The sequence below is a fragment of the Mesorhizobium sp. M5C.F.Cr.IN.023.01.1.1 genome, from assembly GCF_003997585.1.
Classification (GTDB): Bacteria; Pseudomonadota; Alphaproteobacteria; order Rhizobiales; family Rhizobiaceae; genus Mesorhizobium; species Mesorhizobium wenxiniae.
In genome coordinates this window covers 1-12,253 of sequence record NZ_RZSU01000152.1, presented here as the reverse complement: position 1 = coordinate 12,253, position 12,253 = coordinate 1, and the positions used below count along the sequence as shown (strand labels likewise).

At 60.8% G+C, this 12,253-nt stretch carries 11 protein-coding genes and 4 pseudogenes; 12 read left to right on the top strand and 3 right to left on the bottom strand.

The features are described 5' to 3' along the window. The first annotated feature begins 282 nt into the window (after positions 1-282). Both EOA78_RS36295 and EOA78_RS32585 read left to right on the top strand, forming a co-directional pair. Positions 283-609, top strand: coding sequence for a hypothetical protein (locus EOA78_RS36295; protein ID WP_164784038.1), 327 nt, complete (start codon positions 283-285; stop codon positions 607-609). A 399-nt stretch (positions 610-1,008) separates the two neighbouring features. Beyond that, positions 1,009-1,359: a hypothetical protein gene (locus tag EOA78_RS32585; protein WP_127319539.1), complete on the top strand. Its 351-nt coding sequence runs from the start codon at positions 1,009-1,011 to the stop codon at positions 1,357-1,359. A 54-nt stretch (positions 1,360-1,413) separates the two neighbouring features. Here EOA78_RS32585 and EOA78_RS36290 read toward each other — a convergent pair whose 3' ends face one another. Continuing rightward, a complete protein-coding gene (locus tag EOA78_RS36290; RefSeq protein ID WP_164784037.1) occupies positions 1,414-1,587 on the bottom strand; it encodes a hypothetical protein in 174 nt (57 codons plus the stop codon). Between the two features lie 137 nt (positions 1,588-1,724). Between EOA78_RS36290 and EOA78_RS32580 the strand changes: the two genes are divergently transcribed. The 3 genes from EOA78_RS32580 (at position 1,725) to EOA78_RS32570 (ending at position 4,841) form a co-directional block, all read left to right on the top strand. After that, positions 1,725-1,979, top strand: a complete 255-nt coding sequence (locus tag EOA78_RS32580; protein ID WP_127319537.1) for a hypothetical protein — start codon at positions 1,725-1,727, stop codon at positions 1,977-1,979. A gap of 407 nt (positions 1,980-2,386) precedes the next feature. Further along, positions 2,387-4,306, top strand: a complete 1,920-nt coding sequence (locus EOA78_RS32575) for a potassium transporter Kup (RefSeq protein WP_091600265.1) — start codon at positions 2,387-2,389, stop codon at positions 4,304-4,306. 298 nt (positions 4,307-4,604) lie between these two features. After that, on the top strand, positions 4,605-4,841 hold the full coding sequence (locus EOA78_RS32570; protein WP_091600251.1) for a hypothetical protein: 237 nt from the start codon (positions 4,605-4,607) through the stop codon (positions 4,839-4,841). A gap of 174 nt (positions 4,842-5,015) precedes the next feature. On the opposite strand, the pseudogene EOA78_RS32565 reads toward EOA78_RS32570, so the two are convergent. Then, positions 5,016-5,618: pseudogene (locus tag EOA78_RS32565) on the bottom strand (ATP-binding protein); the annotation flags it as partial. Positions 5,619-5,634: 16 nt separating this feature from the next. Further along, positions 5,635-7,036, bottom strand: a pseudogene (gene istA / locus EOA78_RS32560) (IS21 family transposase); the annotation flags it as partial. A 63-nt stretch (positions 7,037-7,099) separates the two neighbouring features. Here istA and EOA78_RS37525 point away from each other — a divergent pair. The 7 genes and pseudogenes from EOA78_RS37525 to qatA form a co-directional block, all read left to right on the top strand. Further along, positions 7,100-7,237: pseudogene (locus EOA78_RS37525) on the top strand (hypothetical protein); the annotation flags it as partial. 27 nt (positions 7,238-7,264) lie between these two features. Next, positions 7,265-7,405: a hypothetical protein gene (locus tag EOA78_RS37520; RefSeq protein ID WP_236473399.1), complete on the top strand. Its 141-nt coding sequence runs from the start codon at positions 7,265-7,267 to the stop codon at positions 7,403-7,405. Between the two features lie 133 nt (positions 7,406-7,538). Further along, a pseudogene (locus EOA78_RS32550) lies at positions 7,539-7,886 on the top strand (IS21 family transposase); the annotation flags it as partial. Between the two features lie 344 nt (positions 7,887-8,230). Beyond that, positions 8,231-9,025 carry a DUF1403 family protein gene (locus EOA78_RS32545; protein WP_329608779.1) on the top strand — a complete coding sequence of 265 codons (795 nt, stop codon included), beginning with the start codon at positions 8,231-8,233 and terminating at the stop codon, positions 9,023-9,025. A gap of 34 nt (positions 9,026-9,059) precedes the next feature. Then, positions 9,060-9,161: a DUF1403 family protein gene (locus EOA78_RS37995; RefSeq protein WP_329608780.1), complete on the top strand. Its 102-nt coding sequence runs from the start codon at positions 9,060-9,062 to the stop codon at positions 9,159-9,161. Positions 9,162-9,166: 5 nt separating this feature from the next. Beyond that, the gene (locus tag EOA78_RS32540) at positions 9,167-9,859 is read left to right on the top strand and encodes an SMC-Scp complex subunit ScpB (protein WP_091600266.1); all 693 of its coding nucleotides are present in this window, start codon (positions 9,167-9,169) and stop codon (positions 9,857-9,859) included. 698 nt (positions 9,860-10,557) lie between these two features. Continuing rightward, positions 10,558-12,253: Qat anti-phage system ATPase QatA (gene qatA, locus EOA78_RS32535; protein ID WP_127319535.1), on the top strand; the 1,696-nt coding region annotated here is incomplete at its 3' end.

The window sequence follows — 12,253 nt, the reverse complement described above, 5'->3', positions numbered from 1 at the left end:
GGATCGAAGACGATGCGCGGCTGACCAGACTGGCGCAGGATGGGCGATTGGCGAGTCCTACGGCGCGTCAGGACGCGCGGGAGCCGCATCCCGGTCCATAAGACCAGCCAAGGGCGAGATCGCGTCCAGCGGCTCGCCTGCGTTTCAAAATCAACCCCAGGCGCTTGCCAAACGGCCAGTTTCCGGCCACGGCCCGCCTAAGACCGACATGGCAGGGAACCGATTTAACAAGCTCTGAGTTTCAATTGTTAACCCAAGGTGAAAATCTTAGGGAGCAACACAATGAAAACCATCCATCATCTCCTCGCCGGCACCGGTATGGTGCTGATTGCAAGTGCATTTTTCGGCTCAACGGCGACCGTTCCAGCGTTTGCGCAGGCGATTGAGCGCCAGATCTCGGCGGGGAAGCCATGTCGCGTGTGCCCGCCGCTCACCAATGGCGAGGGCCATCCGACAGGCACAGCTAGTAGGGACACCATCGCCGGCAGCGGCAGCGTCGGCGACCACGGCACCGGCAGCGTCGGCGGCACCGGCAGCATCGGCGGCAGCGGCAGCATTGACGGCAGCGGCAGCGGCAGCGTCGGAGGCAGCGGCAGCGTCGCGCGCTGACAACGGCGGGCAATAGCGGCAATGTTAACGCCGGATTCGGCAACGGTGGCGAAGGTCCTGCCGACGAGATCGAGATTGCCTGAGTCATGACCTGACCGCGATCAGCGCCGCGAACATCGCGGGCAGCCTGTCGATGCGGAGCCAGCCGCGCTTTAGGCTGAGAAAACGTCAGGATCGTTGGCTTCGACGCGAGCGCTCAACGTGGCGGTTGCCGAACAGCGGCGGCTGATTGTCGAGGTGTAGCCGCCGGAAGAGGCGCACCGATTGAGGATAGAAATTCTAGCGATCATCGCCGCTGTCAAAGAGATGTGCGCCCGAGGCGAAGATTTCCAAACGATCAGGAATTTTGTCAGAACCCAGTGTCAGCAAAATCACATGGACTGGAAGAGGGCACGGGGAATGAGCACCGCACTGTTCCCTGGCGTGGAGATTCCCACCGTCGAGCCACTGGCTCTTGTCAACACTTTTGTCACCAGCGCACTCCCGCTACAGGCTATTGGCGACAATATGCGCCTGCTGCTCGTAGCGTCTGGCCGGTCAATCCACGACAAATCTCCGGAGAACTCGCTGGTGGCCAAACTTGTCGGCAGTCGATCGGACATGTTGAAAATCGCAGCGGCGATTGTTCGGGGCTGTGACACAATCCGCACCGACGCGAGCGCCACTGAAGTAGCAAACGCATTCCTTGAATTTCTCGATGCCCCCCGCTGGGCGGCACTGATCAACCGGAAAAGCATTTCCACTTGCTAGCCCGCTGCCTCACGGTGGCGGGCTTTTTCTGTGCCCGCCTTTCCGCGACGGTGCCTATTCGTATTGCTTCAGAAGTTCTTCAAGTTCGGCCTTCGATCGCTTGTTTTCAGCCAGAAACGTCTGGGTCATCTCCACCTGTGGCCCGTCGTCGTGCCGTGAATAATAGCGGGCTTTGCCTTCTTCGATGATGCGGATTTGATCAGTGAGGCTGGCGACCTCTTTTTTCATCCAAGCGATGTGATTCTCTAGCATAGTTCCCATAGGTCGCCGTCATCCCTTCATGTTGCATCCATGTCGCGTGGACCTGCCGATAGTGGCAGGAAGCCCTTGGAAATCAACGGTAGCCGTTTGCAACATGATGCGACATGAAATCGATCAAGTGGCAGAGTTTGCCACTTGTTAGAGCGCTGATTTCCTTGGAGAATTTAGTGGTGCCCAGAGGCGGATTCGAAGCGAAGGAAATCTGGCTTTGTTTCCAAATAGTTGACGCCCACACAAGAGCAGGGATAGCCAACAAAAATACCAACAAAATATTTCTGTGGATTGGTTCGGTTCCCGGAAATCGCTCTATTCGCTCAATGCCATCGCATCCCAACCTTATCTCAGAAGCGGAGCGTTGAGCAAGTCGCAGGTCCGCTGCTGCCTCCAATTTCCCCGAGATCTGATCGCCCTTACCACTTGAAGATGGCGGCGAGAGCGTCTTTCGACTTGACGCTTACGTCCTTGAAAATATTGAACTTTTCGCGGCATTTGTTACACAGTCTGTTACACGGCTACAGCGTTAATTTAAGCTCTCGGCATCTGAGCTCGCGCGCCCGAGCATCGACCTAATCCGATACTGGCTCGGGGCATCGTTGCTCCCGGAGCTTCAGCGTAGTCTCGCAAAAATTCCCAAGCCGCTTCGGGGCTGACGAGTCTGCGAAGCCGACGAGCGATAGGCAATACCGAGACGCAGACATTACGTGACGGCACTTGATATTGCAGTGCAGCAAGCGTAGAGCACCGCCCGCTTATGGGAGTGTCGTCCATGGCCCTTACCAATGCTGGTAACGAGGCAGAACCTGTCGAACAATCGAGCCATTCTGAGGTCGAGCAGCACAGCACCAAGGTGCTGATGCTGGGCGCGTTGGGCGTGGTTTACGGCGATATCGGCACCAGCCCGATCTATGCATTCCGAGAGGCGTTGCACGCATCGGCCGGTGGCAACGTCGCCAACCGTGGCGACATCCTCGGCGTACTCTCGCTGATCATCTGGTCGCTGACGATCACCGTCACCATCAAATACATCATGTTCGTGCTCCGTGCCGACAATCGCGGCGAGGGCGGGGTGCTGTCGCTGATGGCGCTGGCGCGCAACAGTTTCCCGACGCGCTCGGCGGTGATCCTCGGCATCGGCATTGTCGGCGCGGCGCTTTTTTTCGGCGACGCAGTCATTACGCCGGCGATCTCGGTGCTGTCGGCGGTCGAAGGTATGAATGTCGTCACGCCGACCTTCCAGCCCTATGTGGTGCCGCTGACACTGGCCATTCTGGCGGTCGTGTTTGCGGTACAGCGGTTTGGCACCGGCGGCGTAGGATTGGTGTTCGGGCCCGTTACCGCGCTGTGGTTCCTGGCCATCGGCCTTTCCGGCCTCAACCACATCATGGACGACCCGGAAATCCTGCTGGCAATCAGCCCGCATTATATCGTGTCATTCCTGATCAACTCGCCCGAAGTCGCCTTCGTCACGGTTGGTGCGGTTTTTCTCGCCGTCACCGGCGCTGAGGCGCTCTATGCCGACCTCGGCCATTTCGGGCGCAAGCCGATCGTGCTTGCCTGGCTGGCCATCGTGTTTCCTTGCCTGTTGCTCAACTATGTCGGGCAAGGCGCCTTCGTGCTGGCGAATGGCGGTGTCGTCGGTCATCCCTTCTTCGAGATGAACGAAGGCCGGATGCTTATCCCGATGGTGGTGCTGGCGACGGCGGCGACCGTGATCGCCAGCCAGGCGGTGATCTCCGGCGCTTTCTCGCTGACCAGGCAAGCAGTGCAGCTCAACATGCTGCCGCGCCTGGAAATCCTGCATACGTCGGAAAGACAATCCGGCCAGATCTATATGCCGCGCGTCAACATGCTACTGGCGCTCGTGGTGATGCTGCTGGTGGTCGGCTTTGGCGAATCCAGCAAGCTTGCCTCGGCCTACGGCATTTCGGTGACAGGCAACATGCTGGTGACGAACATACTGCTTTATGTCGTCATGACGCGCATCTGGAAATGGCCGCTCGGCGTCGCGATAGCCTTAATGGCGGTGTTCGTCTTCATCGATACCGGCTTCTTTGCAGCCAACATCGTCAAGGTATTCGAAGGCGGCTGGGCCTCGCTTGCCATTGCCGCAGTGATCGTGATGACCATGTGGACTTGGATAAGAGGCACCAGGTATCTATTCGACAAGACGCGCAGGAACGAGATTCCGCTCGATTCCCTTGCAGGCAATCTGTTGAAGAGGAAACCGCAGCTGATGTCCGGTACGGCCGTGTTCCTGACCAGCGATCCCGCCAGCGCGCCGACCGCGTTGATGCACAGCCTGAAGCACTACAAGGTGCTGCACGAACAGAATGTCATCCTCTCGGTGGTGACGGCGCAACAACCCGTCGTGCCCGACAGTGACCGGGTCAAGATGGAAACGATCAACGAGCTGTTCATGCGGGTGACGCTGACCTTCGGCTATATGGAGCAGCCCAATATCCCGCGCGCGCTGGCGATCTGCCGCAAGCAGGGCTGGAAGTTCGACATCATGACGACCTCTTTCTTCCTGTCGCGGCGCTCGCTCAAGGCCTCGCCCAATTCCGGCATGCCGGTCTGGCAGGACAAGCTGTTCATCGGGCTGGCGCGCACGGCGGCCGACGCAACGGAATATTTCCAGATCCCGACCGGACGCGTCGTCGAGATCGGAACACAGGTGGCGATTTAGTGCATGCCGCAGTTCAGCAGCTGAGAAGCCACTTGAGCGTGTCCATAGAAAGCGCCTCACTGAATACCAAACATCCCCATCCTCTGTTTGGTACGTTTCCAACTCTTGATATCTTGGAATTGACCAAGGATCGCTGCTTGGGTTCTGTCTCGGGAGGCGCGACTTCGGTGAGCAGAACTCTAGCAGCCCTTTCCCAGACTCTCCGCATGAATCGGAGTAGCCTGCTTCCATCGGCGATTTACATGTGGCATCGCCGTTGAGCGACGGCCACCCTTCCGCCCTAATGGGAGGAACAGCTATGGTCAGTAACACCAGCTCAATGAGTGGCATTGCCTATCCCAGCGACCTGGCTTTGTTGAAGCAGGTCTTTGATCGTGTCTGCGCCGAGGCAGGTATCTCCGTTAGTAGCATGCAGGCGGAGCGCCTGAGCGTGAGCGTAATGGCACTGTTCTCGGACGGCGAGTTCGATGAGGCCGTTCTTTATGAACGCCTTAAGCTTGATGCCCGCTCCTTGCCCAGAACGGGCAGCGTATGACCTCCGATCATCAGGAAGTCCTCACGAGCCTTGTAGCTCGTTATGAAACCGTAGTGTCGATACAGGACCGGATCGTTGAGCACGACCGGCGTTTCGGGCCTAGCATCCGAATTGGATGAAGTCCTACTGGAGCGGCTGCTCGTCTCGTTACGGAAGGCCCGCGTCGCCCTGGAGCTGGGCGGTGATCAGGGTGGATTTGCGGCGATAGCGTTCCTCGACGATTTCGAACAGATGGAAGCGCTGTTGGTCGGTGAGGCTGTGAGTTCCGAAGTCATCGAGGATGAGCAGTTGCGCGCGGGTGAGTTTGTCGATGAGGCGTGGGAAGCGGCCATCGAGACGAGCGAGCGCCAAATCCTCGAACAGGCGCGGCACGCGCACATAGAGCACGGAATGATCGAGCCGTGCCGCTTGCCGTCCGAAGGCGCAGGCCAGCCACGACTTGCCGGTTCCGGTCTGGCCGGTGACGATCAGGTTCTCATGAGTTTTCAGCCATTTGCCCTGGGCGAGCGCCATGGTGCTGCGCCGGTCGAGTCCGCGCGGCGCGGCAAAGTCGATGTCCTCGATGCAGGCTTCGGGAAAGCGCAGCCTGGCTGAGGCGAGCCGGTTCCGGACGCGCTTGTCGGCCCGCATGGCGACCTCGCGGTCGAGCATCAGGCCGAGCCACTCGTCACGGCTGAGTTCGTTGGCGTTGTTGCGTTCGGCCAGTTCGCGCCAGGCGGCAGCCATGCCGGCCAGACCGAGGGCCTGCATCTGGTCGAGGGTAGGGTTCGTCAGCATTCTTTCTTTTTCCTTCACGGTAATAGGTGGAGCCGCGGATGTTGGCGTCTGGGGTGTCGGCTTTGCCGGTTCTGCGGAGCTGGCCCGGTCGAGGCCGGCTTTGAGGATGGCGGTGACGGAGGAGTAGGCGATCGCGTTGATCAGCAGCGCCCGCTCGCAGGCGGCATCGAGACGCTCCGGCCCATAGCGCGGCGCCAGCGACAGGATGCCCATGGCCGAGCGATATCCCTGTTCCGGATGCGGCCGGTCGCGCATCATGCGCTCGACCAGGATGGCGGCGTTGGGGCCGATCCTGGCCGCCCTGCTGATCAGGCTGGCCGGCGTGGTGTTGGCGTAGCGCTGGTGCGCCTTGGGCATGTGTTCGTTGACGGTGACATGGCCGGAACGCTGTGAGCGACGGACATGGCTGGCGACACGCTGGTGATCGTGGAAGATCTCGACCACTCGATGCGTGAGCCGCACCTCGACGGTGCGCCCGATCAGCCGGTGCGGCACCGAGTAAAAGGTCTTGTCGACCTCGACATGGTAGTCAGGATGGACCTTCGCCGACTTCCACTCGGCGTATTCGAACGGTGCCGCCGGCAGCGGCTTCAAGGCAGCCGCTCGATCTCCCCGAACAGTTCGCGGCGGCTTTGGCCGACATGGCGCATCGGCCGGTTGTTCAGCTCCTCGAGCAGTTCGGCGATCGCCGCGTTGAGCTCGGCGATCGAGAAGAAGGATCGGTTCCTCAGCCGCGCCAGAATCCAGCGCTCGACAATCAGCACCGCGCCTTCGACCTTGCCCTTGTCGCGCGGCTTGCGGCTGCGGGTCGGCAGGATGGTGGTGTCGTAATGCTCGGCCATCGCGGCAAAGGTCGCGTTCAGCGTCGGCTCGAACCACAGCGTCTTGACGACACCGGCCTTCAGGTTGTCGCACACGATCGCTCTGGTGACGCCGCCGAAGAAGGCGAGCGCTCGCACCTGGCCCTCGATCCAGTCCGGCAGCTTCTGGCTGGAGCTGGCAAAGGCGAAGGTCAGATTGGAGGCGCCCAGCACCGCGACAAAAATGTGCGCCGGGTAAATGATGCCGGTCGCCGGATCGATCACCGGCACCGTCTGCCCGGCATAGTCCGTCTGCATCACCGCGCCCGCCGCATGCCGGTTGCGGAATGTCGCGCTCGTCCGGCGCTCGAAAGCGGCGAAGTGCTCGCAGAACCAGGTGTAGCCGTAGCCGTCGGGGTTGGCGGCGCGATACTCCTGCCACAACAGCGTCAGCGTCACCCCCTTGCGCTTCAACTCCCTGGCGATCAGCGCAAAGTTCGGTTCGCTTAGGTCTTGCGGCGGACGACCGGCACGGCCAAACAGCAGCCGCTCAAGTGTCGCGTCGTCGTGCGATATCGCTGGCTCGCCTCGTGACCGATCGGGATAGGAGCGATGCAGTCTTTCTGGGGCGGATGAAGGAACCTTTGACACGGTTCGGAATACACCGCGTCGTGACGCAATATGCCGCCATGGCGAGAAAAACCGTGCCGACCGCGGCCACGAAGCGCGTCAGGCCGTGGCCACGAAGCGCGTCAGCCCCATACGATTCGTCACACGACAGCCGTCCACCTCCTGCGTGCCGGCGTCGATATCGACACGATCCGCGCCTGGCTCGGCCATGTGTCGTTGGACACCACGCACATCTACGCCGAGGTTGATCTGGAAATGAAGGCAAAGGCGTTGGCCAAGGTTGAAGTCAGCGGCTTGAAAGAGCCCCCACGGCAGCGATCTCTGCCGTCATTAATGGCATTCCTGAAAGCCCTGTAGCGAACTACCATCGCCGTTCTTCTTATGTGGCGGCTTGGGCCAAGGAAATCACTGACATCCTTGGCTCATCCCCCGGAGACGCAACATAAATTTGGCCGCAACATAACAGGTGAAGTGTTATGCCGAACATATTAGCCGCTTCTGCGAACTCTTTCGCAGTTTCGAGCAGCGGCTTTCGCCGATGATGCGCCAGGAGCATGCGGCCGGCGACAAGGTCTTCGTCGACTATTCCGGCAAGAAGATCCCGATTGTTGATCGCAAGACCGGTGAGATCCGCGAGGCAGAGATCTTCGTGGCAGTGCTCGGCGCATCCAGCTTCACCTTTGCGGAGGCAACTTGGACGCAAACGCTCCCGGACTGGATCGGCTCGCATGTCCGGATGTTTCGTTTCTTCGGAGGCGTTCCCCGGCTGATCGTTCCCGACAATCTGAAGTCGGGCGTCAGCAGCGCCAGCTTCTACGACCCCGAGATCAACCGCAGCTAGGGGAGGGGATTTCGTTGACCATCGGCCGGCAGAGGAGCGGGCCGAGCGTTTCGTGACATGACCGAACGGAATTTCGTCCGGCTGCGCAAAAAGGTGCCCTGTCGAGACTTACTTGTTAGCAGGGACGAACTCGTGAAGAGTTAAACGACTGATAAGGCAACATTATCATTCGTTTTATGATGCCGACAAGCACAGCGCTTTCTGCGCAAATAGATTGCTAAAAGCGCCGTCATGACTCATCGTGCTTGCGATGATTCTGCGACCCAACCCCTCTCTGTCTCGCCGTGGCGTGCTTGGCGGCGCCTCTTCGATCGCACCGATGGCAACGGTGCCGACCTGGGTTGCGCGGGGCCGCCCTCGACACCCAAACGGTTGCGGGACAAGGCATCGAGGACATTGCAGTCACGGCCGGCGCCGCCATCGGCGCGCTCGATGCGGTGGTCCGCCGGCAGGAGCGGTGGGCCGGCGCCTGGCGGCAGCGCCTGGCGCTTTCGGCGGCTGCGGTCACGGCACGGCAGGCAGGGCGCGTCGAGGACGAAGCGGCCTTGCGCGATGCCGTATTGCTCACAAGACCGGGCGGCAATGTCGGTCCCGCCGGCCTTTTCTTTCTTGCTTGGCGGCGGCTGGCATCTCGGCCAGCGGACGATCTGCTAACGGAGAAAAATGTCGCGGCGGTGCTGGAAGATCTAGGTCTCACGCTCAACGATGAGGCGGTCAGCGATCTGACGGACGATCTGCGACAGCTTGCCGCCAACACCGGCACGGTCGAAACGCTGGTCGGGGCCTTCGCGGCCGCGGAGCGTTACGGCCTCCGGCGCGTTCTCGGAGCCTGGCTTGCCGATGTCTTGCTCGCGCAGCGGCTAGGCTGGACACATGCAATCCCTTTGTTGGGCGCCAAAGCGACCTTAGTTGTGGGTACGTGCCGGGCGCGTCGACCAGTGACTGCCGCTCTGGCTGCCGGCGCCGAAACGGAAGCCGATTGGGCCAAAAGCCTGCTGGCCGCGCAGGCGCGCGCTGCGCTGCGCGCCATTGATCTTTTCGCCGAACTTGAGCGCCGGGCGGACCGGCTGCTTGCGGTTGCGCCGAAACTCAGGGCCAAGGCGGCGGACGTCGTCGTGGAAAAAGCTGCTCTCTGACGACGCGATCGTCGCCTCAGAACAAATCGCCGGCATGAGCGATCGCGGCCTGCGCCGCCTGTTCGACCGGCTGGTCGAGCTCGGTGCCGTGCGTGAATTGTCCGGCCGCGCTACCTTCCGCATCTACGGGCTGTGAAGACAATGGCGGAGAGTGCACGTAGGCGAGGAGGGAGCCGGCCAGATGACCGTCGATCAGCTGACCAGCTGTTTGACCGGGAACTGGATCATCTGCCGCCGGAAGCGCGTTGGCGTGAATGGATGCACCGGGTCGAAGCAACGATCTTCGCCGCTAGCGAGCCGGTCGACCGCGAAATGCTCGCCCGCATCGTCGGGAAAAGCTGCAGCATTGATCTTCTCATCGACGACATCCGCGAGGAGCTGCGCGGCCGCCCTTACGATCTGGTTTCGGTCGCCGGCGGCTGGAAACATTTGACCCGGCCTGCCTATGCAGACGCCATCCGTGCTGCTGTAGGTGGAAGTGGGAAGACGGCCGACCTTACGCAGTCGGAGGTTTTGGTGCTGATGTGCATCGGCTACTTCCAGCCGATCACCCGCGCCGAACTGTCGTCTTTCTTCGGCAACGAGATCAGTCGCGATTTTATTGGTCATCTGCGCGGTGCCGGCCTGATCGCTTCCGGTCCGCGCAGCCCAACGCCGGGCGCGCCCTACACCTATGTGACGACAAAAGAATTCCTGCTGGAGTTCGGGCTCGACACGCTGCGCGACCTGCCGGATTTCGAAGCCCTCGAGGACGCTGGACTGCTCTCGAAGGAGAAGCTACTCGCAGGTGATATCATGCCAGGATTATACAACGACGAGGAAGAGCATGCTTAGCGTCGGCACTGATGAATAATACGCTGCCTGGCCGGTGGCCGCAGTTCGCGGCGTCCTCAACAGGATCTACGACCGGGGTTCGCGAGATGACGTGAGGAGACGCTGTCGGGCGTGGGGCGTTGCCTAGAAAATGGTGGGGGGAAATATGCCTGTAGCTCGTATTGAACGTGTCATTGGCGGTTTGGTAACCGCGTGGGCCGAGCCCGGTTCTGATGGCTACTTTGCCTGCCATCACTTTGGATCTAACGTGCATCCAGCCCACCTCTCCAGTTTGGATGAGGTGGCGGATTTCCTACGTTCGCATCTCGGCAGCGGTGTTCGCATGAACCCCGGCTGGGTCAAGATTGTACGGAACATCCACATCGATGGGGTTTTGCTCCGCTGATCGGCGCGAGCCGTTCTGGAGAGCCAAAAACGCCGGTGGCGGTGAATGATGGGTCACTCGCAGGCGCGCTGCCTGGTGTGAAGTTGTATCCATCGAGAGTGCTATTTAAGCCGCCGGACGGACCCTGGATAAGCAAATCATCCCAAGAAAAATCCTAGACAAATCATGAGACGGCGCTTCTAATTGCTGAGCCGACCGAAATAGCGGGTTGCGCATGTCTCTCAGTGCTTTGGGGGTTATTGCGAGAGACAGATTGCAATTCTGAACTCTGTTATAACGGCAAGGATACCCAGGGTTTGGGGGAGGGGATTTCGTGATTATCGCGGATAATGAAACCGCCATCGACTACCTGTATTACGAGACGGTCGCTAAAACGGTCGTCAAGCTGATCAGGCAGAAGTCGAAGGAACCGTTGACGATCGGGTTGCACGGCGACTGGGGAGCGGGCAAATCCAGCACGCTGCTGATGATTGAGTCGGCATTCAAGGGACAGACAGACACCCTGTGTGTCCGGTTCAACGGCTGGCTGTTTGAGGGATACGACGACGCGAAGGCGGTGCTGATCGAGACGATCGTCGCAGCCCTCCTCAAGGAGAGGTCCGGGATCGCCAAGGTGGCGGACAAGGCCTGGGACGTCCTGAAGGCCGTCAACTGGATGAAGGCCGCCCGCACCGCAGGCAGCCTGGCGTTCACCATGGCGACCGGGATCCCCGGTCCGGACCTGATCCAGGGGATTGGTTCGATCGCGGGCAAGGTGATTAGCGATCCCAAGGCCTACCTGACCGGCGACGTGTTCAACAAGGTCATGGACGGTGCGGCGGAGCATTTTAAGGAGGCCGCACCTTCCGAGACGACGCCGCAACGGATGCACGCCTTTCGCGAAGACTTCGAGGAGCTGCTGGGGCGCGCCAAGGTCGACCGGCTGATCGTCTTGATCGACGACCTCGATCGATGCCTCCCGCAGACGGCGATCGCCACGCTGGAGGCTATCCGCCTGTTCTTGTTCGTGCCGAACGCGGCGTTCGTCATCGCCGCTGACGAGGGCATGATTGAATATGCCGTGCGCAACCACTTTCCCGATCTCCCGGCGGCGGCGGGGCCTACAAGCTACGCGCGCAACTACTTGGAAAAACTGATCCAGGTTCCGTTCCGCATGCCGGCACTTGGCGCGTCGGAGACCTTGGTCTATCTCACCTTGCTGCTCTATCTGGCCTCCGGCGTCAGCGACAGTTCGGTGGAGTTCAAGAGCCTGCTCGAGGTGGCGCGCAAGGCCTTGCAGCGGCCCTGGCTGGGCACCGGCTTCGACCGAGACAAAATCAAGGCGAGGCTGGGGTCCATACCCTCCGATCTGGATGCCGCCCTGCAGCTTGCGGCGGAGATTACGCCGATCCTAACCGAGGGCGCCCACGGCAATCCCCGGCAGATCAAACGCTTCGTCAACACCATGGCCCTGCGCGTCGAGATCGCCAGCGAGCGCGGCTTCCAGGACGATATCAAGCAATCCGTCTTGGCCAAGCTGATGTTGGCGGAGCGATTCGCCCCGGAACTGTTCAACGCGATCGCCCGCGACGCGTCCGCTGACGGCTCCAAGACCATCTCGATCCTCGAGCGGAAGGTGACCTCGAAGGGTGGCAAGGACGCCGATGATGATCCCATGGCCGACTGGCCCAACATCGAGTGGGTCAAGCGCTGGGCGGCGATCACCCCGCCGCTGAACGGCATCGACCTGCGGCCCTACGTGTTTGTCAGCCGCGACCGCAGGACGTCCGCCGGCATCGGTGTCGCCGGCGGCCCCGTGGAAGCCATGATCGAGCGGCTGGCGACGTCGACTCTCGGCGTCACGCAGGTGACGAAGGCCGAGGTGGCTGCGCTCACGCCCGAAGATGCCAACCGGGTGTTCCAGGGCCTCGTGACGAAGATTGATCAGACCGAAGATCTCGGCAAACGGCCGCCGGCGGCCGTTTGCCGAGATCTTCGGTCTGATCAATCTTCGTCACGAGGCCCTGGAA